At 64.7% G+C, this 25613-nt stretch carries 24 protein-coding genes and 1 pseudogene; 11 read left to right on the plus strand and 14 right to left on the minus strand.

The genetic code is table 11. The annotated features are described in order from the left end of the window. On the minus strand, window positions 1–186 hold the full coding sequence (locus LDZ27_RS20980; protein ID WP_244817723.1) for a hypothetical protein: 186 nt from the start codon (window positions 184–186) through the stop codon (window positions 1–3). 19 nt (window positions 187–205) lie between these two features. On the opposite strand from LDZ27_RS20980, the gene LDZ27_RS20985 reads away from it, so the two are divergent. Genes LDZ27_RS20985 through LDZ27_RS20995 form a run of 3 tightly spaced genes read left to right on the plus strand, consistent with a single transcriptional unit; the run spans window position 206 to window position 3265 of the window. Continuing rightward, window positions 206–910, plus strand: a complete 705-nt coding sequence (locus LDZ27_RS20985) for a GntR family transcriptional regulator (RefSeq protein ID WP_244817991.1) — start codon at window positions 206–208, stop codon at window positions 908–910. Between the two features lie 49 nt (window positions 911–959). After that, entirely contained in the window at window positions 960–2360 is a 1401-nt protein-coding gene (locus LDZ27_RS20990) for an MFS transporter (RefSeq protein WP_244817724.1), read from the plus strand. 26 nt (window positions 2361–2386) lie between these two features. After that, window positions 2387–3265 (plus strand): oxaloacetate decarboxylase, encoded by an 879-nt coding sequence (locus LDZ27_RS20995; RefSeq protein ID WP_244817725.1) that lies wholly within the window; start codon window positions 2387–2389, stop codon window positions 3263–3265. A gap of 24 nt (window positions 3266–3289) precedes the next feature. Here LDZ27_RS20995 and fae read toward each other — a convergent pair whose 3' ends face one another. Beyond that, window positions 3290–3823, minus strand: coding sequence for a formaldehyde-activating enzyme (gene fae, locus LDZ27_RS21000; RefSeq protein WP_244817726.1), 534 nt, complete (start codon window positions 3821–3823; stop codon window positions 3290–3292). 212 nt (window positions 3824–4035) lie between these two features. Then, on the minus strand, window positions 4036–4329 hold the full coding sequence (locus LDZ27_RS21005) for a hypothetical protein (RefSeq protein ID WP_244817727.1): 294 nt from the start codon (window positions 4327–4329) through the stop codon (window positions 4036–4038). A 325-nt stretch (window positions 4330–4654) separates the two neighbouring features. On the opposite strand from LDZ27_RS21005, the gene LDZ27_RS21010 reads away from it, so the two are divergent. After that, on the plus strand, window positions 4655–5284 hold the full coding sequence (locus tag LDZ27_RS21010; protein ID WP_244817728.1) for an HAD family hydrolase: 630 nt from the start codon (window positions 4655–4657) through the stop codon (window positions 5282–5284). 22 nt (window positions 5285–5306) lie between these two features. Here the strand turns inward: LDZ27_RS21010 and LDZ27_RS21015 are convergent, their stop codons facing one another. Next, entirely contained in the window at window positions 5307–6692 is a 1386-nt protein-coding gene (locus LDZ27_RS21015; protein WP_244817729.1) for a sensor histidine kinase, read from the minus strand. After that, a complete protein-coding gene (locus LDZ27_RS21020; RefSeq protein ID WP_244817730.1) occupies window positions 6682–7359 on the minus strand; it encodes a response regulator in 678 nt (225 codons plus the stop codon). The genes LDZ27_RS21015 and LDZ27_RS21020 overlap by 11 nt, the downstream gene beginning before the upstream one ends. 169 nt (window positions 7360–7528) lie before the next feature. On the opposite strand from LDZ27_RS21020, the gene LDZ27_RS21025 reads away from it, so the two are divergent. The 3 genes from LDZ27_RS21025 to LDZ27_RS21035 are packed head-to-tail and all read left to right on the plus strand — an operon-like array spanning window position 7529 to window position 10229. Continuing rightward, a complete protein-coding gene (locus LDZ27_RS21025; protein ID WP_244817731.1) occupies window positions 7529–8545 on the plus strand; it encodes an ABC transporter substrate-binding protein in 1017 nt (338 codons plus the stop codon). A gap of 10 nt (window positions 8546–8555) precedes the next feature. Beyond that, window positions 8556–9344 carry an ABC transporter ATP-binding protein gene (locus LDZ27_RS21030; RefSeq protein WP_244817732.1) on the plus strand — a complete coding sequence of 263 codons (789 nt, stop codon included), beginning with the start codon at window positions 8556–8558 and terminating at the stop codon, window positions 9342–9344. Between the two features lie 24 nt (window positions 9345–9368). Beyond that, window positions 9369–10229: an ABC transporter permease gene (locus LDZ27_RS21035; RefSeq protein WP_244817733.1), complete on the plus strand. Its 861-nt coding sequence runs from the start codon at window positions 9369–9371 to the stop codon at window positions 10227–10229. An 87-nt stretch (window positions 10230–10316) separates the two neighbouring features. Here LDZ27_RS21035 and LDZ27_RS21040 read toward each other — a convergent pair whose 3' ends face one another. Beyond that, a complete protein-coding gene (locus LDZ27_RS21040; protein WP_244817734.1) occupies window positions 10317–10982 on the minus strand; it encodes a hypothetical protein in 666 nt (221 codons plus the stop codon). A gap of 216 nt (window positions 10983–11198) precedes the next feature. Here LDZ27_RS21040 and LDZ27_RS21045 point away from each other — a divergent pair, with 216 nt between their 5' ends. Next, window positions 11199–11681 (plus strand): IclR family transcriptional regulator C-terminal domain-containing protein, encoded by a 483-nt coding sequence (locus LDZ27_RS21045; RefSeq protein WP_244817735.1) that lies wholly within the window; start codon window positions 11199–11201, stop codon window positions 11679–11681. A 270-nt stretch (window positions 11682–11951) separates the two neighbouring features. On the opposite strand, the gene LDZ27_RS21050 is transcribed toward LDZ27_RS21045, so the two are convergent. The 6 genes from LDZ27_RS21050 to aldA form a co-directional block, all read right to left on the minus strand. Then, window positions 11952–14207 carry a multicopper oxidase family protein gene (locus LDZ27_RS21050; protein ID WP_244817736.1) on the minus strand — a complete coding sequence of 752 codons (2256 nt, stop codon included), beginning with the start codon at window positions 14205–14207 and terminating at the stop codon, window positions 11952–11954. A 263-nt stretch (window positions 14208–14470) separates the two neighbouring features. Beyond that, window positions 14471–15421 carry a LysR substrate-binding domain-containing protein gene (locus LDZ27_RS21055; RefSeq protein WP_244817992.1) on the minus strand — a complete coding sequence of 317 codons (951 nt, stop codon included), beginning with the start codon at window positions 15419–15421 and terminating at the stop codon, window positions 14471–14473. A 148-nt stretch (window positions 15422–15569) separates the two neighbouring features. Next, on the minus strand, window positions 15570–17228 hold the full coding sequence (locus tag LDZ27_RS21060; RefSeq protein WP_244817993.1) for a GMC family oxidoreductase: 1659 nt from the start codon (window positions 17226–17228) through the stop codon (window positions 15570–15572). A 49-nt stretch (window positions 17229–17277) separates the two neighbouring features. After that, a complete protein-coding gene (locus LDZ27_RS21065; protein ID WP_244817737.1) occupies window positions 17278–18495 on the minus strand; it encodes a mandelate racemase/muconate lactonizing enzyme family protein in 1218 nt (405 codons plus the stop codon). Beyond that, window positions 18492–19796 carry a nitrate/nitrite transporter gene (locus LDZ27_RS21070; RefSeq protein WP_370653472.1) on the minus strand — a complete coding sequence of 435 codons (1305 nt, stop codon included), beginning with the start codon at window positions 19794–19796 and terminating at the stop codon, window positions 18492–18494. Before LDZ27_RS21070 ends, LDZ27_RS21065 begins: the two co-directional genes overlap by 4 nt. A gap of 88 nt (window positions 19797–19884) precedes the next feature. Further along, window positions 19885–21309 (minus strand): aldehyde dehydrogenase, encoded by a 1425-nt coding sequence (aldA, locus tag LDZ27_RS21075; protein ID WP_244817738.1) that lies wholly within the window; start codon window positions 21307–21309, stop codon window positions 19885–19887. Between the two features lie 281 nt (window positions 21310–21590). Here aldA and LDZ27_RS21080 point away from each other — a divergent pair, with 281 nt between their 5' ends. From LDZ27_RS21080 to LDZ27_RS21090, 3 genes are all read left to right on the plus strand, one after another. Further along, entirely contained in the window at window positions 21591–22736 is a 1146-nt protein-coding gene (locus LDZ27_RS21080) for a porin (RefSeq protein WP_244817739.1), read from the plus strand. A gap of 144 nt (window positions 22737–22880) precedes the next feature. Then, complete coding sequence (locus LDZ27_RS21085; protein ID WP_244817740.1) at window positions 22881–23987, plus strand: NADH:flavin oxidoreductase/NADH oxidase; 1107 nt, start codon at window positions 22881–22883, stop codon at window positions 23985–23987. An 82-nt stretch (window positions 23988–24069) separates the two neighbouring features. Next, window positions 24070–24438 carry a hypothetical protein gene (locus LDZ27_RS21090; RefSeq protein WP_244817741.1) on the plus strand — a complete coding sequence of 123 codons (369 nt, stop codon included), beginning with the start codon at window positions 24070–24072 and terminating at the stop codon, window positions 24436–24438. A gap of 9 nt (window positions 24439–24447) precedes the next feature. On the opposite strand, the gene LDZ27_RS21095 is transcribed toward LDZ27_RS21090, so the two are convergent. Both LDZ27_RS21095 and LDZ27_RS21105 read right to left on the minus strand, forming a co-directional pair. Then, window positions 24448–24621 carry a hypothetical protein gene (locus LDZ27_RS21095; RefSeq protein WP_244817742.1) on the minus strand — a complete coding sequence of 58 codons (174 nt, stop codon included), beginning with the start codon at window positions 24619–24621 and terminating at the stop codon, window positions 24448–24450. Window positions 24622–24644: 23 nt separating this feature from the next. Continuing rightward, a pseudogene (locus LDZ27_RS21105) lies at window positions 24645–25432 on the minus strand (Clp protease N-terminal domain-containing protein); the annotation flags it as partial. Window positions 25433–25613 lie beyond the last annotated feature (181 nt).

Here is a 25613-nt window from a genome sequence, read left to right on the forward strand (position 1 = left end):
CTACGAGTCTTCCGTGGTGTGCGGCGATTCATCGACAGCGCGGGCCGCCACGGCTCGTTTTCGCACGATCGTTCCGGCCTTGGCGTTGATTGGCATGCCGTATCGATATGCGTCGAATGTACCGCCTGCGTCCGGGAAATCCCCACGTTTCTTTGCGTCGACATTGCATACAATGTGGCGGTCCATGCTCGATTTCAGGGCCAACATGCCGCAATCGCAACGTGCTTTGCATACAATCGCGCCGGAGCCCTCCCGTTCCGCCGACGATGTCTATCTCGCCATCAAGGACGCCCTCGCCTCGAACCACTATGGCGCCGGCCAGTATCTGCGCGAGGAGCAGCTCGCAAAAAGTCTCGGCGTGAGCCGAACGCCGGTGCGCGAAGCGCTGCGGCGGCTCGACGCCGAAGGCTGGGTCGAAACGCGGCCGAACTACGGCGTGCGCGTGAAAGCCTGGAGCCTGCAGGACGCCCGTGAAATCTTCGAAGCGCGGCTTCTGATCGAACCGTATCTCGCGGCGCGCGCCGCGCTCCACATCGCAGCAGAGGACATCGCGCGCCTGCGCACGCTCGCCGACGCGATGCTCGCCATCACGCATCGTCCGTCGACGTCCGAATCGTGTGAAGCATGGTTCGCCGCCAACGGCGAGTTCCACGCGATCATCACCGCCGCCGCGAACAACGCGCGCCTCGACCGCTCGCTCAGGTCGATGAAAGAGACGCCGCTCATCAAGTGGACCTTCGATACCTATAGCGACGAAGATCGCGAGCGCAGCGCGCGCCAGCATGTCGAAATCGTCCACGCGCTCGAAGAGCGCAATGCGGCGTGGGCCGAAGCCATCACGCGCTGCCATATTCTCGCCGCCGAAAAAGCGGTGCTCGACCGGTATCAGAGGGAACATTCCGCTTCCTGAAGCGTTGCCACATCGCGCGTATCACGACGACATGCGAAGGAGACACGACATGGCATCAAGCACCGTCAACGCCGGTCCGCGACTGGACCGCCTGCCCATATCGGGCTTTCACAAGCGCGTGCTGTGGCTGATCGGCGCGGGCATGTTCCTCGATTCGTTCGACATCTATCTCGCGGGCGGCGTGCTCGGCGCGCTCGCGAAGACCGGCTGGTCGACGATGCACCTGAACGCCGCGTTCCTCTCGTCGACCTTCATCGGCATGCTGATCGGCGCGTTCACCGCCGGCATGCTTGGCGACGCGAAAGGCCGCAAGTTCACGTACCAGTTCAACCTCGCGGTGTTCGGGCTCGCGTCGATCGCGGGCGCGTTCGCGCCGAACATGACGTGGCTCATCGTCTGCCGCTTCTTCATGGGGCTTGGCCTCGGCGCGGAAATCGTGATCGGCTACGGCTCGGTCGGCGAGTTCATGCCGCCCGCCGTGCGCGGCAAGTGGTCGGCGTATCTGTCGCTCATCACCAATTCGGCGCTCTTCGTCTCGACGTTTCTCGGCTATCTCATCATTCCGACGATCGGCTGGCGCGCGATGTTCGCCATCGTCGGCGCGGGCGCGATGATCGTCTGGTTCATCCGCAAGAAGATGCCCGAGTCCCCGCGCTGGCTCGAATCGAAAGGCCGTCTCGACGAAGCCGAAGCCATCCTGCGCGCCGCCGAAGAGGAGTCGGCGCGCGTGCGGCCGCTGCCGCCCATCGTCGATACGGGACGGCGCGTCGCCGCAAAAACCACGCTGCTCGATCTCTTCTCCGCCGCGCAGATTCGCCGCACGTTCGTCTCGATCGTCGTGCAGGTCGCGGTCAACATGGTGATCTACGGCTTCATCGTGTGGGTGCCCACGTTCCTGATGAAACAGGGCATCGGCATGGCGTCGTCGCTCGGCTATACGACGCTGATGTCGCTCGGCGGACCGGCCGGCGCGCTCGTCGGCGTGCTGATCGCGGACAAGGTCGGACGCAAGAACGGGCTGATCGCGGTGGCCGCGCTCGCGGCGGTCATCGGCTGGCTGTACGGGCATTCGACGAGCGTCGGCATGGCGACCGTGCTCGGCTTCCTGCTCTTCACGCTCACCTATCTGATGGTCGCGCTCGGCATCGCCACGTATGTCCCGGAGCTTTTCGCGACCGAGAACCGCATGCGCGCGAACGGCATCGCGGGCTGCGCGGGCCGCATCACCGGCATTCTCGCGCCGCAGCTCGTCGTCGTGATGTACATGGCGGGCGGGATCAAGGACGTGCTCTCGATCATCGTCGCCGCGTGCGCGGCGATGGCCGTCGTGCTCGCCGTGTTCGGCATCGAGACGAATCGCCGCTCGCTCGAAGAAATCGCGCCCGCCGCCGGCCCGGATGCCGATGGCCCGCTCGCGGGCTCGCCGCTGTCGCATGAATCGAATCATTGATCCGCAATCCAACGAAGGAAGAACCGATGAACGTCACCAGCCAGAGCAAGCGTGAAGCGTTGAAGGCGCGCTTCGCCCGCAAGGAAATCGTCGCCGCACCCGGCATCTTCGACATGATCTCGGCGAAGATGGCCGACTCGATGGGTTTCGACTGCCTCTACATGACGGGCTTCGGCACCGTCGCGTCATACCTCGGCTTGCCCGATGCCGGCCTCGCCACCTACACGGACATGGTCGACCGCGTCGCGGCATTCTGCGGCGGCACGAAGACGCCGATGATCTGCGACGGCGATACGGGCTACGGCGGCCTGCTCAACGTCGCGCATACGGTGAAGGGCTACGAACACGCGGGCGCGGCGGGCATCCAGCTCGAAGACCAGGAATTCCCGAAGAAATGCGGACACACGCCGGGCCGACGCGTGATTGCGCTCGAAGACATGGTGCGCAAGATCAAGGTTGCGGTGGAGAGCCGCAGCGACCGCAATTTCCAGATCATCGCGCGCACGGATGCGCGCACGTCGCTCGGTCTCGATGAAGCCTTGCGACGCGGCGAGGCCTATGCGAAAGCGGGCGCGGACGTGCTGTTCATCGAATCGCCGGAGAGCGCGGACGAACTGGAGAAGATCGGCCGCGCGTTCGACATGCCTCTGCTCGTGAATGTCGTCGAAGGCGGACGCACGCCGCAACTCGCGCCCGCGGAATTGCAAAGGCTCGGCTTTTCGCTCGCGATCTATCCCGCGTCCGGCTTTCTCGCGGCGGCAAAAGCGCTCAAGGACGTGTACGGCGAGATACTCGCGGGCAAGGGCACCGAAGCAACCGTTGGCGCGATGCATCCGTTTGCTTCGATGTGCGAACTCATGGGCTTTCCCGATGTGTGGGCGTTCGATCGCGCGCACGCCGACTGAGTTCGCGAGCGAGACGCGGACGCTTCAGCTCCAGTCGTCCATGTCGTGCCTGATGCTGTGGCGATTGGCGATGAGCGTCTCCACGCTCGGCTCGTTGCTCATCGCGCGCTGGATGGCGAGCTTCGTCGCCTCGTAATTGGTGCGGTACATGTCCTTCTTGTCGAGCTGCGCGTCGGTTGCGCAGCGCGGATCGATCCATACGAGGCTGATGATGCATAGCTCGTTGGCCTGCTCCTTCGGCAGGATGCCCTCGATCAGGCAATCGACGACGGCATCCGCGGTCGCGGACTGCACCACGCCGCCGAAGAGATCGATGTTCGGCATGTCCTTGAGCGTGACCTTCGGGACGATGATCGTCGCGGGCCGCACCATCTGATTGCATGCGCGGATGGCGAACATCGCGGTATGTCCCTTCGATTGCGCCATCATGTTCGCGAACGCGTGTCCGACCGGCCCGTCGACGCGGCCGATCAGAATCTCGGGCATCGCATCGGTCGCCTGACCGGGCGCGGCGAACACGGTGGCTTCGCCCGCGCGGAAGGTGAGATCCTGTGTCATCGGCTGTCTCCTTGGCTGTCGTGAAACGAAAGACATGAGCGCCGCAAGGACGATGCCATGCACCGCTTGCGCGATGCGCTGATCCTCGCGCGTGACACTTTGTACGCGGGATGTGTCAGGGCTTGCGCATCGATCCAGACACGCGTTGGCGAGCGCGGCGCGCCGGCGTTCTTCCATCCGATGCGAGAGACGTAGTTCCTCGAACAATCCGTTCAGCTTTTACAGCGCGCCTTGCGCATCGACGTGTGCGTAATGCGCGGCCACGCGCGCGCCGCAATCGCTCGCGCGAGCGCATCCATGCGGCCGAAGCCGATGGCCGCCGCGTGCTCTTTCAGCGTCGTCAGCAGATCATCGAACGCGGAGGTCCGCGACGCCGCGTCCGCCTTCGAATCACCCAAAGAATGCGCGATGGTTGCTACAAACCGGCTCACGGTCTCGCGCAATCGGCTGCGCGCGGCGGGCAGCGTGATCGTCGGGGCGGCGTCGTACAGCATTGAATCGGACATCGGAACGCTTCGGTCGCGGTGTTGGGGGCGCGGTGGGGAAACCTGATACACCGCAGGCTATGGCGATGTGCTAAATAGGGTTCCGACTAACCGCTGGCCGCCTTCCAGCCGGACTGTTGCGCGCTATCTTGCGAAACCCCGCTTCGCCGGTATGATGGCCGGCCTGCTCGACTGCGTAAGTGATTGCACGGTCCTTGGCGCTCCAAATTCGGGCAAACGGAAGGACAACGCGACGACGGCGACTACGCGCCGCCGCCACCGCTCGAGCCGACCAACTCCAGAACACCGCCCTCGCCGCACGGCAAGCCGCCCAACGAAACCCCCGATGACCCCACAACCCCGCACCATCGCCGCGTTCGATTTCGACGGCACCATCACCACCGGCGACAGCCTCAAGGCATTCGTGCTGCACACGGTCGGCGCGGCGCGCTTCGCTGCGGCGGGCGTGCTCGCGGCGCCGCGTCTCATCGGCATGGCGGCGCGCCTGTGCGATCGCGGCGCCGCGAAAGCCGGCTTTCTTCGGCACGCGCTCGCGGGCGTCTCGCGCGCACGCCTGGAGCAAGCCGCGCGCGACTTCTGCGCATCGCGCTTGCCGGCGATGATCCGCCCCGAGATGATCGAGCGCATTCGCGCGCATCAGGCGCTCGGGCACGAAGTGGTGATCGTGAGCGCGTCGCCGTCGCTGTATCTGTGGATATGGGCGTCGGAGTCGGCAGGCATCCGCACGGTGTTGTCGACCCGGCTCGAACTCGACGACCGTGGCTTCGCGGGCCGTTTCATCGGCAGGAATTGTTGGGGACCGGAAAAAGTCGCGCGGCTGCAGGCATGGTGGCGCGACGATCCGCCCGCTACGCTCTTCGCCTACGGCGACAGCCGTGGCGACAAGGAAATGGCCGAGCGCGCGGACATCGCGTGGATCAGGGGAACGGGCGAACTGCCGCCTCTATCGCGCTGAACGCCGACGATCACGCCAACGCTCACGCCGACGCGAAAGCCACCGACACGACGACGCCGCGCCCCGAAGCCTGACTCGCGCGAATCGCGATGTCCCCGCGATGCGCCTGCACGATCTCCCGCGCAATCGCGAGCCCGAGACCCGTGCCCTCCGTATCCGCCGACGCGCGATAGAACGGCTCGAACACGCGGCTGCGCGCTTCGGCGGCGATGCCCGGACCGTCATCGGTAACCGTGAGCATCACGCGCTCGTTCTCGCGCGCCACAGCAACGGTGACATGCCCGCCCGGCTGCGTGTAGCGCACCGCATTCTCGGTCACGTTGAACACGAGCGCCGCGAGCAGCGCCTCGTGACCGATGATCGACGCGTCATCGCCCAGTTCCGCGCCGAGATCGATATCCCGCTTCTGCGCGACGAGCGCCAAGTCTTCGATCACGTCCTTCGCAATCGCGGACAGATCGACCTTTTGCTTCGTGAGCTGCGTATAGTCCGCGGCCTCCGCCTGCGCGAGCAGCAGCAGCTTGTTGGTGAGGCCGACCATCGAGCGGTTGCTGCGCTGCATGGCCGCGAGCGCCTCCGTGAGCGACGGCGCGAGTTCGCGATGCTGCCGCGCATATTGCAACTGCGTCTCGAGCACGGTGAGCGGCGTGCGCAACTGATGCGCGGCATCCGCGATGAAGCGCCGTTGCGCCGCCACCTGCACGCCGAGCCGCGCGATGCACTGATTGATCGCCTCGACGATGGGCCGCAGTTCCGCATGCAGGCGCTCGACGCGCAACGGTTCGAGCTGCATCGGATCGCGGTCCATCACCTCGGCCTTCACCTTCAGGAGCGGCCGCAATTCGAACGTGAGGCCGATGCACGCGAGCGCCACCGCAAGCAGTACGATCTCGATCTGCCGGACGAGTTGCGGACGCCATAGCTCGCGCACCATCGCATCGCGCGAGGCTTGCGTCTTGCCGACCGAGACGAGCACGCGCCGGATCGAACCGTTGTCGTACATGCGGCGCACGAAGCCGAGCGCGCGTATCGATGCGCCATGAAAGTCGGCGTCGTAGGAAACCGGCGCATCGTGCGTGGCCGCTTCGGCCGCCGCGCGGTTCGACGGAAAATCGGGCGCGCCCGCGAGCAGCCGGCCGTCGTCGACGCTGACGTGGTAATAGACCTGATCGCCATAAGGCGATGCGAACACTTCGAGCGCGGCAGGCGGAATGTCCACGCGCAACATGCCATCGGACCATTCGACTTCGCCCGCGATCATCCGCGCCGATGCGAGCAGCGCGTTGTCCTGCACGATGTCCGCGGTATGGCGCGCGTTGTCGTAAGCCGCCTTGCCCGTCACCAGCACGTAAAGCGCGAGCGGAACCAGCAGCCACCACAGCAGGCGGATGCGAAGGCTATTGGTCATCGTCCTTCTTGCGCAAGAGATAGCCGAGGCCGCGCAGCGTGACGATCGCGGCGGAACTGCCATCGAGCTTCTTGCGCAGCCGCGACACGTAGATTTCGAGCGCATCCTCGCTCGGGCTGTCCTCATGCGTGAAGATCGCATCGAGCAGCGCCGCCTTCGACACCGTCTTGCCGAGACGCAGGATCAGCGCTTCGAGCACGCTGCGCTCGCGCGGCGTGACGTTGAGCGGCGCGCCCTTCAGCGCGAACTGGCGCGTGTCGATATCGAAGACGAGATCGCCGCACGACACTTCATTCGCCGTCGATGCGCTTTGCCGCCGGATCATCACCTTCACGCGCGCAATGAGTTCGCGCACTTCGAACGGCTTCACGAGGTAATCGTCCGCGCCCGCGCCGAGCAGCTCCACTTTCTCGTCGATGGAACCGCTCGCGGTGAGGATCATCACGGGCGTCGCGTCGCCGCGCTGACGCATGCGCCGCAGCACGTTCTTGCCCGAAAGCCGCGGCAGGTTCAGATCGAGCAGCACGACATCGTAGCGATTGGCGCGCAGCCGTTGATCGGCGGCTTCGCCGTCCTGCACGGCATCGAGCGCGAACGACGCCTGTTCCAGCATCTTCGCGAGCCAGAGAGAAAGCGTCGGATTGTCTTCGATGAGGAGCAGCTTCATGCCGCGCGATTGTAGGGCGTCTCGCCGGCGCGCGATGCATCGGGTTAACACCCATGACTTCGTATCGGCTCAGAAAGCTGGCAGAAGGTTTGGCCTTTCTATAATCGCCGCACACATTCGAATAGCGGGCCTTTCATCGAACGAAGGCCCACATCAAGGAGACTCCACGATGCGTACCCTGCGCCACATTGCTGCTCTTTCCGGCATCGCGTTCACGCTCGCCGCCGCTTCCGTATCCGCTCACGCCGAAAAAATCTCGATCATGGTCGGCGGCGCGACGAAGATCATCTATCTGCCCGCGAAGCTGACCGAGCAACTCGGCTACTTCAAGGACGAAGGGCTGGATGTCGAAATCCTCTCGCAGCCGGCTGGCGTCGATGCCGAGAACGAGCTGCTCGCGGGCGCGGTGCAAGGCGTGGTCGGCTTCTACGATCACACCATCGACTTGCAGAGCAAGGGCAAGGAAGTGCAGGCGCTGGTCGTGTTCGGCCAGGTGCCGGGCGAAGTGGAGATGGTGTCCACCAAAGCCGCGGACAAGGTGAAGAGCATGGCCGACGTGAAGGGCAAGACGCTCGGCGTGACGGGTCTAGGTTCATCGACGAGCTTTCTCACGCAGTATCTCGCGCAGCGCGCGGGCGTGGCGTCGAAGGACTACACGCTGTTGCCGGTCGGCGCGGACGCGAGCTTTATCGCGGCAGTGAAGCAGGAGCGCATCGACGCGGGCATGACCACCGAGCCGACCGTCTCGCAACTCATCAAGACCGGCGACGCGAAGGTGCTCGTCGACATGCGCACGCTCGAAGGCACGCGCGCCGCGCTCGGCGGCACGTATCCGGCGTCGAGCTTCTACGTGCAGCGCGCGTGGGCCGAATCGCACAAGGCCGAGGCCGCGAAGCTGTCGCACGCGTTCGCGAAGACGCTCAACTTCATCGCGACGCATAGCGCGGAAGAGATCACGGAAAAGATGCCGAAGGATTACTACGCGAAGAACAAGGACCTCTACGTGGCCGCGCTGAAGGCGTCGCTGCCGATGTTCACGAAGGACGGCAAGATGCCCGCCGATGGCCCGGACACCGTGCTGAAGGTGCTCTCCGCGTTCAACCCGTCGGTGAAGGGCAAGCATATCGACCTCGCGCGCACGTATTCGAACGAATACGTGTCGGGCACGGCCACGGCGTCGAAGTGAGGCTTGCGCGATGACTCAATCCACCCAACCCGCCATCGAATTCCAGAACGTCTCGTGCCGCTTCATCTCGCCGGATGGCCGCGCGACCGTCGCGTTGCGCGAGTTCAGCATGTCTGTCGCGAAGGGCGAGTTCGTCGCGATCGTCGGTCCCACGGGCTGCGGCAAGTCCACGACGCTCAGCATGATTACGGGCCTTCTCAAGCCGACGACCGGCGAAGTGCGCGTGATGGGCCAGCCGGTCGATGGCATCGATCCGCGCATCGGCTTCGTGTTTCAGGCCGACGCCGTGTTTCCGTGGCGCTCGGTGCTCGACAACGTCGCGGCCGGCCCGCTCTATCGCGGCCGCTCGAAGTCCGCCGCTTACGACGAAGCCAACGAGTGGCTTCGCCGCGTCGGTCTCGAGAAGTTCGGCAAGCACTATCCGCATCAGTTGTCGGGCGGCATGCGAAAGCGCGTGGCGCTCGCGCAGACCTTCATCAACAAGCCGGAAATCCTGCTGATGGACGAGCCGTTCTCCGCGCTCGACATGCAGACGCGCACGCTGATGCAGGACGAGCTGCTGCAACTGTGGTCGGCGAACGCGGGCTCGGTCGTGTTCGTCACGCACGATCTCGAGGAAGCGATTGCGCTCGCGGACCGCGTGTTCGTGCTGACGGCGCGGCCCGCGACGCTCAAGAAGGTCTACGAGATCGACCTGCCGCGTCCGCGCGTCACGTCGGAGATTCGCTATCACCCGCATTTCATCGAGATTTCGCGCGACATCTGGCGCGACCTGCGCGAAGAAGTGCAGATCGGTTGAACTAGCTCACGAGGAACATCGAATATGTCCACGCCTCAACAAGCGATGCCCGCCGGCATCGACCCGACCGCGCTCGCGCAGGTCGAACGCGACGCGCAAAGGCGCATCAGGCAGCGCCATGCGCTCGTGATCGGGCTGCGAATCGCGGTGCTCGTCATCGTGCTCGGCGGCTGGGAACTGTCCGCGCGCCTGCACTGGATCGACCCGTTTTTCTTCTCGATGCCTTCGGCCATCTTCCAGCAGATCGTCGAATGGTTCGTCGAGGGCACGTCGCAAGGGCCGCTGCTCACGCAAGTCTGGGTGACGCTCGAAGAGACGGGATTGGGCTTCATCATCGGCTCGGTGGCGGGCGTCATCTGCGGCATCGTGCTCGGGCGCAACAAGCTGCTCTCGGACGTGTTCAGCCTCTACATCAAGATCGCCAACTCGATTCCGCGCGTGGTGCTCGGCTCCGTCTTCGTGATCGCGCTGGGTCTCGGGATGGCGTCGAAGGTCGCGCTCGCGGTCGTGATGGTGTTCTTCGTCGTGTTCGCCAATGCATTCCAGGGCGTGCGCGAAGCGGACCGCTACATGATCGCGAATGCGCAGATTCTCGGCGCGTCGCGCCGTCAGGTGACGACGTCGGTGGTGATTCCGTCGGCGCTTTCGTGGATTCTCGCGAGCCTGCACGTGAGCTTCGGCTTCGCGCTCGTCGGCGCGGTGGTCGGCGAGTTTCTCGGCTCGAAGCAGGGCATCGGCCTTCTGATCTCGACGGCGCAAGGCGCGTTCAACGCGAGCGGCGTGTTCGCGGCGATGATCGTGCTCGCCGTGGTCGCGCTCGCCGCGGATTATCTGCTGACGGCGGTCGAACACCGGCTGTTGAAGTGGCGCCCGACTGCGAGCTGATCCGCAGCTTGTCCACGTGCGCCATAAAAACGAAACCCCACGCGCGGCGCGTGGGGTTTTTGCTTGGGCGATGACGCCGGGAACCGCTCAGCGAAGCGACGCGCGCGCGCCCTCTTCCACCGGCTTTTCCCATCCGAAAGCCTGAACGTCGGACACCGGGGCATCCACCGCCACGACGCCGGCAAGCTCGCCCGGCATCGGCAGCACAACGCCATGCCACGCCGCGCTTGCGGCGCCATCGCACTTATTGACGATATCGCCGCGCTCCGCCCGCATCCGGCCGATATGCGCCGCGTCGCCGGGCGAATTGGCCGCGAGCCCGATCCCCACGTTCGCCGACGCCACCGCGATCACGATCCAGATGCCCGAATACGCGACATCGACGAAGAGCCCGCCGCCGCCCTGCGGGTCCGTCACGACGATGCGCTCGTCCGGCCCGTCCTCCACGCGCACTTCCTGCGGGCGGCAGCGAAACATCTGCGAGACGACGAGCCGCAGCGTCGCGCGCGCGACGCCGAAGCGCCGGCCGATCGACGAATTCGGATGAAGCCGCGCACGCCTGCGCTCGGCAACACTCAGCCAGCTACCGATATTCGACGCGGACGCGAAGCGGAATTCGCTCGTGACGAGCCACACGCAGACTTCGCCGCGCGCGGGCGGCCGCTCGACGGTGCGTGATTTGGCGAGATCGTGGTAGTGCCACGCGATGTCGTCCGCGATTTCGAGCGGAAGAGAGACGGAGTCGCCCTGCATCACGCATGCGGCCCCGGTGAGACAGCGGATTGACGCGGCATTGCAAGCCCCTTCTGGTTGTCGTTCGGGGATGCCCGCCGGAGGCGGACAAACGGTTATTTTCCCGAACGAAACCTTAAAGAACGCTTAGCAGCATCGGAAATGTTCTAAATCGGAACAATCGACGGGGGATGCGCCGCGCTGCACCGGCTGCTGCGCGGATTGACGGAAGCCTCGGTGCTCGAAACCAGTCCCGTTGCGCCGCAGTTGTTCGTCACCGGCAGGCGCGTGCGCAGCCTGCTCTACGCGAGCGCGGGCAGCGACTGGATCGAGACGGTCACGAAGCTCGTGCTCGGCGAGGTCGCGGAGCAGACGGGCGAGACCTGCTACATCGCACGGTTCGAGGACCTGAAGGAGCGCTGTGTCGCGATGGTGACGCCGAACAACCCGTCGAGCGGATACGTGGTGCCGGGGCGGCATCTGGCGCTGCACGCGGCATCGTCCGCGAAGGCGATTCTCGCGTTCCAGGCGCCCGCGCTCGTGCGCAGCATTGTTCCGTATCCGCTGCCGCGATTGACGGATAAGACCATCGTCGATATGGACGCGCTCCTCGCCGAGTTCGACGCCATTCGGCAGTGCAAGTGGCCGTGTGCAACGGCGAGGATGATCAGGGCTTCGGCGGGCTGGCGTTCCCGATTCACCTGCCCGATGTCGGCGTGATTTTCAGCGTGGCGCTGACGGGAGGCATCGACTCATTGCTGGGCGAAAAACGCAGCGAGCATGAAGCGATATTGCGAGCCGGTGCGCGGAGACTCACGGTGGCGATTTCGGCCCGCGCGGGGGCGAAATAACGGGACGCAATAAGCGGGACGAAACAAGCGGGGCGCAGCGCACCCGCGTGATTCGAAGAGCGAGCGGCTTATCGCTCGCGGCCCTTCGAACCAGGCGAGCGGCGCGCGATGCCCCAACGCGCCGCCGCCCGCGTCTGCATCAACGTCGCGCGTAGTCCTTCGCCGTGCACAGCGACGCCGCGAGCGCGAGTTGCGTGTCGTCGCGTCCGGCGAGGCGCGCAAGCCAGCGGCTCGCGTCCTTCGACATCGCCGTGAACGGCGCGGTCACGCGCTGCAAGTAGGCCGTCGTCGGCGACACCACGCTCACGTTCATCATCATGCCGCGATCTTCGTGATCGAGAATATGGCAATGCATCACGAATTCGCCGGTGAAGTCCTCGTATATCGTCCGCATGTGCAGCGTGTAGCCCGCTTTCAGGAAGAGCGTGTCGCGAATCACGCCCTGCAGGTTGCAGTACTCGGTGTCGCCGGTCGCGATCTCGTCGGCCGTGCATCCGCCGTTGCTGCTGAAGATCGAGTTCCCGGCTCCGTTCGTGATGTCCATGATCTTGAACGGGTTCGTGTGGATGTGGAACACATGCGTGGCGAGCGGCGACGCCGACACGTCCCACTGATCGATGTTGCCGAGCACGCCCGTGTAAGAAATCACGCTCGGGTCATACGTATTGCCGTTGATGACGAAACGCGGCGGCCCGTTCACCTGAATATCGAACTGCTGCGTCACGGTATTGGCGACCTTGCCGTCGACCGGAACCGTCGGTGCGAACGCGCGCAGCGTGAGCGACGACAGATCCGACTTCGCCGGTTGCGCAAGCGTCGGATTCGCGGCGACGAGCTGATCGCGAATGTACTGCCAGTAGCGCGAGTGGTTGCCGACCGTCGTGTTCGGAATGTTCGTGCCGGGGCCGACGCGCGCGAGCGACAGGAGCCGGCGATCCTTCGCCTTCGTCGAATTCGTGCGGAAGTTGATGGTCGCGGACGCGTTGGCGGCTTCGTCGAGGATGCAGTACAGCCCCGGCGACGGAAACGCCACGAGGACGTCGCTGCGGTAGCCGGGGTTCATCGAATTGACGTCCTTCTCGACCATCGCGGGCATCGTGATGCCGTCTTCGGCGAACTCGAGCTGCTTCACCACTTCCCCGCTGCACAGCGAATCGAGCGTGATGGTCTGTGAGGACTTCGTGCGGTCCTTAGCGAGCGCGGACGCCGCCGCGTTGGTCGCCGTGTTGACCTGCGCAGTCGAGAGCGACTGCGAATCCGCGAGACCGAGCGCGGAAAGATTCGCGCGGACGATCTTCACGTTGATCGTGTCGCGGTTGCCGCCGTGCACGAGGCGCAGGCGGCGAATGTCGCCGGCAGGCACGAACGTGACCGCGCTCGGAAACACCGGCTGCACGACGCCGTTGATCTGCGTGTAGCGGCCGGAAATGACCCACGTCGAATTGAGCTGATTCGCGTGGCCGGGCCGCGGGTCGGGCACGAACGCGAGCTGGTTCGTGTAGCCGCGAATTCCGCCGACGGCGCCTTGCGGGCAGGTCCATTCGAACGTGGTCGGATCGGCGATCGGCACATCGGAGGTGGAGTCGCTGAAGCAGCCGTATTCGATCTGCTGAAAGAGCATCACATGCTCGCGCAGCGGCAGCGCAAGCAGCTTGCGATGCAGGATCGTATCGATATCCGCGCCGCCATTGGTCATGCCGCTCTTCGCCTGCCGCGAACCGCGCACGATCAGCACGCCCGCCATGCCGCTCGCCACGTCGATCGCCGTGGAACCATGCAGATGCGCGTGATACCAGAACGTGCCCGACGGATGATCGGCCGGGAGCTTGTAACTGTACTGCTGCGTCTGCCCCGGCAACACGGTCAGCAGCACGTTGTCCGACGTACCCGACGGCGATACGTGCAGGCCGTGCGTGTGCACATTCGTGTTGTTGTAGCAATGCGGCGTGGAATGATCGGGGTTCGTGGGACAGTTCGACGGCGGATTGTCCGCGCCGAGCGTGTTCTTGAGCGTCAGCTTGAGCGTCGCGCCGGGCTTGATGCTGATCGTCGGGCCGGACGGACAGCCGTTGTACGAGCGCATCGAGACGTTGTCGAACGAATCGGTCGACGGGTTGTAGATGCGGTAGGTGCCCATCTGCACCTTGAGCGTGACGGACGTCGAATTGCCTGAAGGATTGAGGCCCGACAGACATTGCAGCCGCTGAAGAATCGACAGCAGCGTGCCCGGCGTGGACACGGCGGTGTTGTCGGCGGTGGCATCCGAGGCGTCGCTCAGATCATCGAAAGAACGCGCCGTCAAGGTGCTTTGCGCGACGCAGAGCGCAGGCGCGAGCGCGAGTGCAACGAGCATGGCGAGCGCCGCCCGGACGACCATGCGGATACGGTTTTTCATCGTCTCTCCCCTCGACTCGAGTTCTCGTCGGTTGACTGCAAGTTGACGATAGGGCATTGAAAACCGTCACGTATCCCTAATCGATTTCCATGTGTGCGCTGACGCACACGAGCCGTTTAGGGCGCCTGCACGCTTTTACCGGGCGGGCAGCGCAGGCGAAATATTCCTGTCCGTCTCAATGGCGCGCGCGCATTTCGTGTGCTATGTCGATGCCGTTGCATCGCACTGCGGAATATTTCCAGGCTTACGTTGGGCTTGCGAATTTACGCTTCGGCGATCTTGCGTGGAGCGCGGCCCGAGCCATTCTTCGCGTTCCTGATCGGCGCTTTCGTCTGCGCATTGATCTGCTCCTGCAGCCATTCGCGAAAGAGCGCGACTTGCGGGGCGTCGTCCTGGCCGCGACGCGTGACGAGCCAGTACGACTGATGCCCGTCCACGTCGACATCGAGCAGCGGCACGAGCGCGCGCCGCCGCAACTCGGGCGCAATCATGTGACGGTCCGCGATCGTGACGCCGAGTCCATCGACAGCCGCGCGGATCGCGTGATCGAGCAGATCGAATTCGTAGCCGCCGCCAAGATCGACGCCGTCGATCCGCGCCGCCTTCAGCCAGTGCTGCCAGGTGAGATAGCGCTGGTCGCGGCTTGCGAGCACATGCAACAGCGTGAATTCGTTCAGGTCGACGCTGGAGGGCGCGCGCTCGCCGAGCAGCGCGGGCGAGCACACGGCGATATGCCGCTCCTGCATCAACAGGCGGTTATCGAGACCGTCCCATTCGCCGTTGCCGAAGCGGATCGCGCAATCGAGCGCGCCCGATTCCGCGAGGTTGTCGCGCAGGCTCGTGGTCAGCGTGATTTGAAGTTCGGGCGCGCGTTCGCGCAGCGATTGCAGGCGCGGCATGAGCCAGCGGCTCGTGAAGGTCGGCGGCGCGTTGATGCGCAGCCGCTTCAGATGCGTCTTTTCCTGAATGCCGCGCACGGTAAGTTCGATGCCGTCGAACGACATCTTGAGCGCCTGCAACAGCAGGCGCCCGGTGGCGGTCAGTTCGAGATGATGATGCCGTCGCAACAGCAGCAGTTCGCCAAGCTGCGTTTCGAGCTGGCGAACCTGCCGGCTGACCGCGCTCTGCGTGACATGCAACGCTTCGGCGGCGCGGGTGAAGCTGCCGGTGTGACCGGCCACTTCGAAAGCCCTCAGCGCGTTGAGGGCGGGCATCTTTCGCTTCAAGTCGGTGTCCTTCGCTGCATTCGAGCAGCGGATTGAACACGCCTTCGCAACGTCCGACGCGGCTTTACGCCAGCAATTTTACGAATCGAAGCAAAATATGCCGCTCTCTCGCGCCGGGACGCGCTGCATCGAGACTTCAGGCCGCCTCGAGTTCCGCCGTCTTGCGCTCGACGCCAGCGTCCGCGCGCGCATCGTCGAGGATCATGTCGGCGCCCTTTTCCGCGACCATCATCGTCGGCGCATTGAGATTGCCCGACGTGATGTTCGGAAAAATCGATGCATCGACGATGCGCAAGCCCGACACGCCATGCACGCGCAGACGTTCGTCCACGACGGCCGTTTGCGCATCCGGACCCATCGCGCACGATCCGCACAGGTGATAGATGGAGCCGGACTGATCGCGGAAATAATCGAGCAGCGCTTCATCGCTTTCGACATCCGGCCCCGGCGAGATTTCCTCGGCGGTGATGCCGCGCAGCGCATCCGTTCCCATGATGCGGCGAATCAGCTTGCTGCCTTGCACGGCTTCGCGCAGATCCTTCTCCGTGGTCAGCGCGTTGATGTGAATCTTCGCGGCGTCTTCCACGCGGTTCGACGCGATCTCGATGGCGCCGCGGCTCGTCGGACGGCACGGGTTGAAGCACAGCAGAAAGCCGGAATACGGTTCCGGTACGAGCTGCGCCTTGCTGCTCTTCGGAATGCGATACGACAACGGGTTGAAATAGAGCTGCAGGTTCGGCTCCGCTTCGCGCGCCTCGCCACGGAAGAAACCGCCCGCCTGATTCACGCTCATCGAAAGCGGACCCTTGCGCGTCAACAGATACTGCAGGCCGACCTTCAGCTTGCCGACGAACGAGCGCAGTTGGTCGTTCAACGTCTTCACCGTCGCGCGATAGTAGAAGCTCACGCACAAATGATCCTGCAGGTTCTTGCCGACCGCGGGCAGCTCATGCACGAGGGGAACGCCGTGCTTGGCGAGCAGCGCGGCATCGCCGATGCCGGAGAGTTGCATCAGCTTCGGCGAATCCACCGCGCCCGCCGAGAGAATCACTTCGCGCTTGGCGCTGAAGCCGAGCGTTTCACCGCCACGCATGGCGAGCACGCCGACCGCGCGCTTCGCGTGGTCGAACAGCACGCGGCGCACGGTGATGTTGCGCTCGATGCGCAGGTTCTTGCGCGAAAGCGCCGGGTGCAGATACTCGAAACTGCTCGACGAACGCTGGCCGTTGCGCGCGTTGACATCGTAGATGCCCGCGCCTTCGAAATGCGCGCCGTTGAAGTCGTCGGTGAGCGGATAGCCTGCCTGCTGCGCGCCTTGCAGAAAATTCTGGCAGATGGGATGCGCCGCGCCCTTCATCGGCGAAATGCTGATTTTGCCCTTCGCGCCGTGATATTCCGTGTCACCGGCCGGATGCGATTCGAGCCGCCGGAAATACGGCAGCACGTCGCGAAAGCCCCAGCCCGCGTTGCCCGCGCGCTCCCAGTCGTCGAAGTCGTGCGGCTGGCCGCGCACGTAGATCATCGCGTTGATCGAGCCGGAGCCGCCCTGCACCTTGCCGCGCGGACAGTACAGCGAGCGGTCGTTGAGTTCGCGCTCGGGCTCGCTGTAGTACATCCAGTTGTACTCGGGGTTGTAGTAGGTCTTCGTGAAGCCGACCGGAATCTTGAACCAGAACGAGGCGTCCTCGCCGCCCGCTTCCAGCAGCAGCACCGAATGCTCGCCCGATTCCGAAAGCCTGTCGGCCAGAATGCAGCCCGCCGAGCCTGCGCCCACGATGATGTAATCGAATTCCATGTGTTCCTGACGATTCATGTTGATTGCCTGAGCCGTTTGGCGTGAGGACTTAGCCCTTCGCGGGCGCGAGATCCTTCACGTCGAAGGGCTTCGATGCCATCTGCAAATGCAGGCGCTCGCCGGTGTACGGCGTATGCGCGCGCACGACGTCCATGTTCAGTTCGACGCCCAGGCCCGGCTCCGTCGACGGAACGATGTAGCCGTCCTCCCAGCGGATCGGCGTCTTGAGCACTTGCGCATGAAAACCGTCCCATGTGCCGATGCTTTCCTGAATCAGGAAGTTGGGCGAACAGGCGGCGATCTGCACGCTCGCCGCCGCGCCGACCGGCCCGTTGTAGAGATGCGGCGCGATCTGCGCGTAATAGACTTCGGCGAGGCTCGCAATCTTCTTCGCTTCGAGCAGGCCGCCCACGCGCCCGACGTTGAATTGCAAGATCGATGCAGCGCGCGCGTCGAGCAATCGGAAGAACTCGTACTTGGTCGTCAGGCGCTCGCCCGCGGCAATTGGAATGCTCGTCTTCGCGGCGACTTCGGCCATCGCGCCTTCCTGTCCGGGCGGCACGGGCTCTTCGAACCAGAGCGGGTCGAACTTGGCGAGACGCTCGGCAAGACGAATGGCCGAGGACGGAACCATCTGCCCGTGCGTGCCGAACAGCAGGTCCGCCTTGCTGCCGACGGCCTCGCGTACCTTGCGGCAGAACGTTTCGCAGCGGTCCATGACTTCGAGTGAAATCTGGTGGCCGGAATAGGCGGTGTACGGGCCGGCCGGATCGAACTTCACGGCGGTGAAGCCGAGCGCCACGTTCTGCGCGGCGCATTCGGCGGCGAGATCGGGGTCGTCGTAATCGTATTCGCCGCGCGCGTTCTTCGGATACAGATACGTGTACGAGCGCAGACGTTCATGCACGCGTCCGCCGAGCAGTTCGTACACGGGCTTGCCCGCCGCCTTGCCGATGATGTCCCAGCAGGCCATTTCCAGACCGCTCACGACGCCCATCATCGTGAGATCGGGGCGCTGCGTGAAGCCGCTCGAATACGCTTCGCGATAGAAGCGTTCGACGTGATGCGGATCGTGGCCGAGCAGATAGCGCTCGAAGACATCGTCGATGACGGGCGTCATCGCCTTCGGATGGAACGTCGCGGAATAGATTTCGCCGACGCCTTCGATGCCGCAATCCGTGCGCAGCTTGACGAAGATCCAGTACATGCCGCCCACATGCGGCGGCGGAACAGCGACGACATACGTCTCCAACGCCGCGATTTTCATTGTTGCGCTTCCTTGCGATCGATTCTGTGTTTGAAGATGAGCCCCGCCACGCCGCCGAGCGCCGCCATGCACGCGACATAGCCGAAGTAAATCTGGTAGCCGAGCACGCCGGGATAGTTCTGCGTCAGATAGCCGTTCACGAGCGGCAGGAACGTGTCGGGCATATAGCCGAGCACGGACACGAGGCCGATGGCGAGCCCCATCGTTTCGGCGCGCACGTTGCACTGATCGAGCAGCGACCAGTAGAGCCCGCGAATGGCGTAAGTCATCACGCCGATGAAGAGCACCAGCACCGCGACGAGCGCGTGACTCGCGATATGCGGCGCGGCTATGAGCACGAGCAGCGCGAGCGCCGCGCAGAAGAGCGCCGCGACCAGCACGGAAATCTTCGAGAAGCGGTCGCCCAGAAAGCCGCCGCCGATGCCGCCGATCGGACGCATCCACAGCTTGAGCGTGGTGATCGCGCCGGCCATGACGACGGTCAAGCCGATTTCCTTCTCGTGCAGATATGCAGAAAAGCTATACGTCGCCCAGAAGACCTGATAGCCGCAGAACACGATGCCCGAGAGCAGCAGCAGTTCGCGGTTCCGAATGAGCGCGCCGAGTTCGCGCAGCACGTTGCTGTCGTTGCGCTTTTCCTGCGTCGCCGCGCCCGATTGCGGGTCGCGCACGAGACCGAGCACGATGCCAAGCCCGATGCAAAGAAACGCATAGAGATAGACCACGACGCGAAAGCCCGCCGCGTTCGATTCGCCGCGCGAATTCGTGATCCACGCGAACAGCGAAATGGCGATCGTCGCGAGCATCGCTTCGATCAGGCCGCGGCCACCATCGAGGAAGCCGAAGAAGCGGCCCTGCTCATCGGCGGATGCGATCAGCGAGACGCGCTTGATGATGGCCGCCCAGAACGTGAGGCCGGTCGTCAATCCCCAGCCACCGAAAATGACGACGAGCGAAGCGATCGACGGCGCGGTGGAATACCAGAGACCGAGCGCGCCCGTTGCGATCAGCGAGAACGTGATGAGCACGCGCGGCGCGATGCGGTCCGCGAGCCAGCCGCTCGGCAGATAGCAGACGAGGAAGATGGTGCCGAGCGCGGAATACAGATAGCCGAGCTGTGCTTCGCTGATGTGGAAGACTTCGAGCATCGTCGGCTGATAGACCTGCCGCAGATACAGGATCGGATAGATCGCGCCCGCCGCGATCACCAGCAGCGCAAGCTGAAGATAGCGGCTTGCGCGCGTGGCTTCGCGCGGCGACGCGCCCATGCTTGGGCTCGTCTGTACGGGATTCGTGGACAAGATGTGCTCCTCGAGGCGTCCGGCCATGCGCCGGCGCCGCCATGTGTTCTTGTGATGAGGGAAATGAAACGATGTGCGATGCGCGCGCTCAGTACTTCATGACGACGAGGCGCGTCTGCGTGAATTCGAGCATGCCGTGCTTGCCGTCGTCGCCGCCGATGCCCGAGCGTTTCCATCCGGCGTGGAAGCCCTGATACGGATCGGCGGGCGTGCGATTGATGTACAGCTCGCCCGCTTCGATCGCGTTGGCGACTTTCATCGCGTTGCGGTAGTTCTCCGTATAAAGCACCGAGGAGAGACCGAACTGATGATCGTTCGCCATCGCGAGGGCTTCGTCGAGCGTGCGATAGGGCAGCACGGCGAGCACCGGCCCGAAGGTCTCTTCCTGCACGATTTCCATGTCCTGACGGCAGTTCGAAAGCAGCGTCGGCGGATAGAAAAAGCCCTTGCGCGCAGGCACTTCGCCGCCCGTTTCCAGCTTCGCGCCCGCTTCGACGGCGCGGCGGACCATCGCGTGAATGCCCTTGCGCGATGCCTCGTTGACGAGCGGCCCCATGAAGCTCGCGTTCTCCGCGCGGTCGCCGATGCGCTTCGCGAGCATCTGCGCTTTCAGGAGCGCGACGAATTCATCGTGGATGCTTGCATGCACGTACACGCGCTCGATGGCCGTGCAGAGTTGCCCGCTGTGCGTGAGCTTCGATGCGACGAGTTCGCGCGCCGCCTTGTGCAGATCGGCATCCGCCTCGACGATGGCCGGCGTCTTGCCGCCGAGTTCGAGCGAAGGCTTCGCGATGTTCGCCTTGCAGTACTCGAGCACCTTGCGCCCCGCCGACACGCTGCCCGTCAGCGTGATCATGCCGACGGCCGGATGCGTGCAGACGGCTTCGGCCGTCGCGTGATCCATCGCGAGAATATTGACGATGCCCGCCGGAAGCGCGGCGCGCTCGACCGCGCGCGCGAGCGCGAACGCCGAGAGCGGCGTGTTGTTGCTCGGACGCACGACAACCGTGTTGCCCGCGATCAACGCCGGCGCGACCTTGCGCATCAGCGTGTAGATGGGGAAATTGAACGGGATCAGACACGCGACGACGCCGATCGGCTCGCGATGCAGCACGAGGTTTTCGTCGGGCGTATCGCTCGGAATGACTTCGCCTTCGATGCGCCGCGCCCATTCCGCGTGATAGCGCGTGATCTCGGCGGCGTACACGGCTTCGTTCGTCGCGTCGGCGACGCTCTTGCCGGATTCCATCGCGAGCGCCGCGCCGATCTCGACCGATGCCTCGACGATGGCGTCGGCCAGGCGCCGCATGTGCGCGGCGCGCTCGGCGGCAGGCGTCGCGCGCCAGCGTTTCTGCTCGGCGGCCGCGTGCTCGACGGCGGCGATGGCTTCTTCGCGCGATGCGTTGTGCACGCTGCCGACGACTTCCTCGGTAGCCGGATTGAGGACGGCGGTGACATCGGCGCTGGCGGGCTCGATGAAACGTCCATTCACGAAATTGCGTTCTGACATCATGCGTCTCGATTTTTGCGGGTCGTCGTGACCGGGAAAGAGGCTCGGGAAGGGCCGAGGCGCGGCCATTTGTCCACTTGCTGGCGGGCGATTTTTCCGCGCATCGCGCTGCAACGACAAGCGAGAATTTCGCTGGGCAATCATTCGAAAAACTCGCGCTCGACGCCTCGCCGAATCGCTTCGCGCAGGCATCGGGATGCCGCACAATCCGTCGCTCGACGTCCGCCGCTTCGGTCGAATGTCATTGGATATCCTTATCAAAAACAACACGTTTCGAGACACTTATGAGAATCAAAGCGCTTCTTGTCGCGGCAGTGAGCTGCGTGTCCTCCGCCGTCTTTGCGCAGACGAGCGTCACGCTATACGGCGTGCTCGACGAAGGCTTCGACTACACGAGCAACGTCGCGTCCGAACGCGTCTACGAACTGACGAGCGGCTATGCGTCGGGCAGCCGTTGGGGCATGCGCGGCGTCGAGGACCTCGGCGGCGGCACGCAGGCGGTGTTTCAGCTCGAAAGCGGCGTGAACGTCAGCAATGGCGCGGCGGGGCAAGGCGGCCGCATGTTCGGGCGTCAGGCGTATGTCGGCGTGCGCAATGCGCAATACGGCGCGGTGACGCTCGGCCGCCAGTACGATTCCGTCGTCGACTATCTCGCGCCCACGACGGCGAACGGCAACTTCGCCGGCTATCTGTTCGCGCATCCGTTCGACAACGACAACACGGACAACTCGTTTCGCGTCAACAACACCGTGAAATACGCGAGTCCCGCGTTCGGCGGCTTCCGCTTCGGCGGCACATACAGCTTCAGCAACGCGTCGAGCTTTGCCGACAACCGGCAGTACAGCGTCGGCGCGTCGTATGCGAACGGCGGCTTGCTGATCGGCGCGGCTTACTTGCGCGCGGACAACGCCGGCCTGACCGATGCCGGCGCGATCGCGGCCAACGACGCGAGCTTCGTCGCGCGCCGCATGCAGGTGTTCGGCGCGGGCATCGATTACACGTTCGGCGCGGCGACGGCCGGCTTCGCGTACACGAACGCGAGTTATCGCGATCCGGTGACGAACGGCTATATCGGCGGCTCGCTCGCCAGCGGCGGCGACACGCTCAAGAACCTGCGTTATCAAAACTTCGAAGTGAACGGAAAGTACCAGTTCGCGCCGGATTTCTTCGTGGGCGCGCAGTATGTGTATTCGATGGAGACGTATGACTCGGCATCCGGCAAGGTCAGGCCGAAGATCCACTCCGCTGGATTGATGGCCGACTATTCGTTATCCAAGCGCACCGACGTCTATGTGCAGGGCGTGTATCAGAAGGTCGCGGGCGACGCGACCGGCTCGGTGCTGGATCACGCGTATGTTCCGGGAGCGCAAGGCGTATCGTCCAATTCGGAGCAGTTCGTCGCGCGAGTGGCGTTGCGGCACGCGTTCTGAAGCGCGCGCGTTTCGCGTGACGAAGGCCGCTTCGACGCATGCCGAAGCGGCCTTTTTTGCGCTCGCACGCTTGATGGAAGCGTCGCACCGGAATACCGATTGCTCCGTTCCACCCATTCAGCCAGCCAGGAACAGGAGAACCGAATGTCCCAACCCGCACTCTTCACCCCCACGCGCGTGCGCAATCTCGAACTGGCGAACCGCATCGTCATCGCGCCGATGTGCCAGTACTCCGCCGAAGACGGCTGCATGAACGAGTGGCACCTCATTCATCTCGGACAACTCGCGCTATCGGGCGCGGCGCTGCTCACCATCGAAGCGACGGCCGTGCTGCCCGAAGGCCGCATCACCTGGGCGGATGTCGGCCTCTGGAACGACGAAACTGAAGCCGCCATCGAGCGCACGCTCAAAGGCATACGCCGCTGGTCGGAGATGCCGATTGCCATTCAGTTGAGCCACGCCGGGCGCAAGGCATCGACGGAAGTGCCGTGGGAAGGCGGCGCGCAACTCGCGCCGGACCACGCGCACGGCTGGCAGACCGAGGCGCCTTCGGCCGTACCGTATGAAGCAGACGAAACGCCGCCCGTCGCGCTCGATCGCGCCGGGCTCGCGCGCATCCGCGACGCGTTCGCCGCGTCCGCGAAGCGCGCGGCGCGCCTTGGCATCGACCTCATTCAGATTCACGCGGCGCACGGCTATCTGCTGCATCAGTTCCTCTCGCCGCTATCGAACCGGCGCGACGACGAATACGGCGGCTCGCTCGAAAACCGCATGCGCTTTCCGCTCGAAATCTTCGATGCCGTGCGCGGCGCGTTTCCCGAGGATCGCCCGGTGACGGTGCGCGTCTCCGGCACGGATTGGGTCGATGGCGGCTGGGACATCGAGCAGACGATTGCGTTGGCGCGCGCACTGGACGCGCGCGGCTGCGATGCGATCCACGTCTCGAGCGGCGGTCTCGATCCGGCGCAGAAGATTCCCGTCGGTCCGAGCTATCAGGTGCCGCTCGCGCGCGCGGTCAAGGAAGCCGCGAAGATGCCGGTCGTGGCCGTCGGGCTGATTACGGGCATCGAGCAGGCGGAAGGCATCGTCGGCACGGGCGACGCCGACATGATCGCGCTTGCGCGCACCGCGCTCTACGATCCGCGCTGGCCGTGGCATGCGGCGGCGCAACTCGGCGCGCATGTGCGCGCGCCGAAGCAGTATCTGCGCTCGCAGCCGCATCAGTATCGCGACTTGTTCGAGGAAGACTGACGCGCGCGCGCCGACGCCGCGGCGCGCGTTCGTGCGTGCTATCTTCATCCGGTCGCGCGTCGTTGTTTCATGGGGGCGTCATATGAGTCAAGTCCGCTATCCCCTCGGACCCGACGATCGGGTGCATCTCCTCTGCTGGCTCACATGCGGCTTTCTCGGCGCGTTCTATCTCGAAGGCGCGTGGCCGGATGCGTCGTTTCAGGTGCGCGCGGCGCATCGCTGGCTCGACCGGCATCACCGCGCCGCCGACTGGATCGAGACCGCGAAGCTCTCCGTTACCGCGCAGGCGCTCGCCACGCGCTTTTGTCCGCTCCTGGACACCGAAGCCGGACGCAACGCGGTGGAACGGATCATCGAGGGCGACGATCTCGATTACGACACCGCGCTCGTCCAGCGCATTTACCACGCGTGCGTCGTCGAACTGATGGACCGGCGACGCCCGTCTCACTGATCGCGGTCATCACGGCGTAGGCGGCGTGCCGAGTTCGGCGGCGGCCGTGCGCCCGGCATCGAAGACAATGCGCCGCGTATCCGCATCGTAGCGGCACAGGACGCGCGCGCCTTCCGCGACATCGCCCTTGAGCATCTCCTTCGCGAGCGCGTTCTCGATCAACTGACGAATCTGCCTGCGCAACTCGCGCGCGCCGAATTCCGGCCCGCGCGCCCGATCACCGGATCGAGATGCCCTTCGCGCGCGAGCGCCGTCAGATCGCGGCTGAATTTGTCGAGATGCGGCGTGCGCGAAGGCGGCCCATCGCCGCGCGGCGGGCCGCCCGCGCCGACCGTCTGCGTGGCGAGACGCCGCAGCGCGTGAGCATCGACGCTCATCTTGCCGAGCAGTTGCCCCGCGAAACTGTCCGGCACTTCCGACAAGCCGATCAGCAGATGCTCCGGCCCGACATAGCTGTGCCGAAGCTGCCGCGACGCGATGAACGCGCGGTCGAGCGCGCTTTGAGACGCGGCGACACGCCGATCATGCCGCGCGCGGGCGGCGGCGCGCCTTCGCGCCGTTCGGCGTTCGCGTCGATGAAACTGCGGATGTCGCGGGCATCGATGCCGATGCTCTTGAGCATCGACTGGATCACCGCGTTGTCGGCGAGTTCGTAAAGCAGGTGCTCGGTATCCACTTCGGCGCGGCCGAACTGCACGGCGCGTTCCGCGGCGCGCATGAGCATTTCCTTCGCGCCGTCGCTCAGGTAGCGCTCGAGACCCACGCCTTCGGCACCGGTCGCGCGTTCGGCCGAAACCCGTTCGGCGGGCGCGGCGGGCTGCCCGGCGTCGCCGCTCGCGAACAGCGCTTCGAACGGCGAAAGCGCGCGCTGGTGCCGCGTGAGCTGCGCATAGTGGAAGTCGCATACGTCCAGGACATGCCGGCGGCCATCGCGCAGCACCGCGAGCCGCACGGTGGCCGGACGCGCGCCGCATACATCGCACAGATGAGGCATCGTCGAGTCTTCCTTTCGATGACGGTGACTCGTCAAGGCGTGCAACCGTCATACCCGCATGCCGCATGCGCGTTTATCACGACGCGCCGCGTTGCGTCTGACTTTTAGGCCGAACGAATGTGCGGAATCCCACACTCGCGCGTCCGGTGGCGTTGCTACCATCGTCGCGCCTGCTCGGACG

Source organism: Caballeronia sp. Lep1P3 (assembly GCF_022879595.1).
In the GTDB taxonomy this organism is placed as follows: domain Bacteria; phylum Pseudomonadota; class Gammaproteobacteria; order Burkholderiales; family Burkholderiaceae; genus Caballeronia.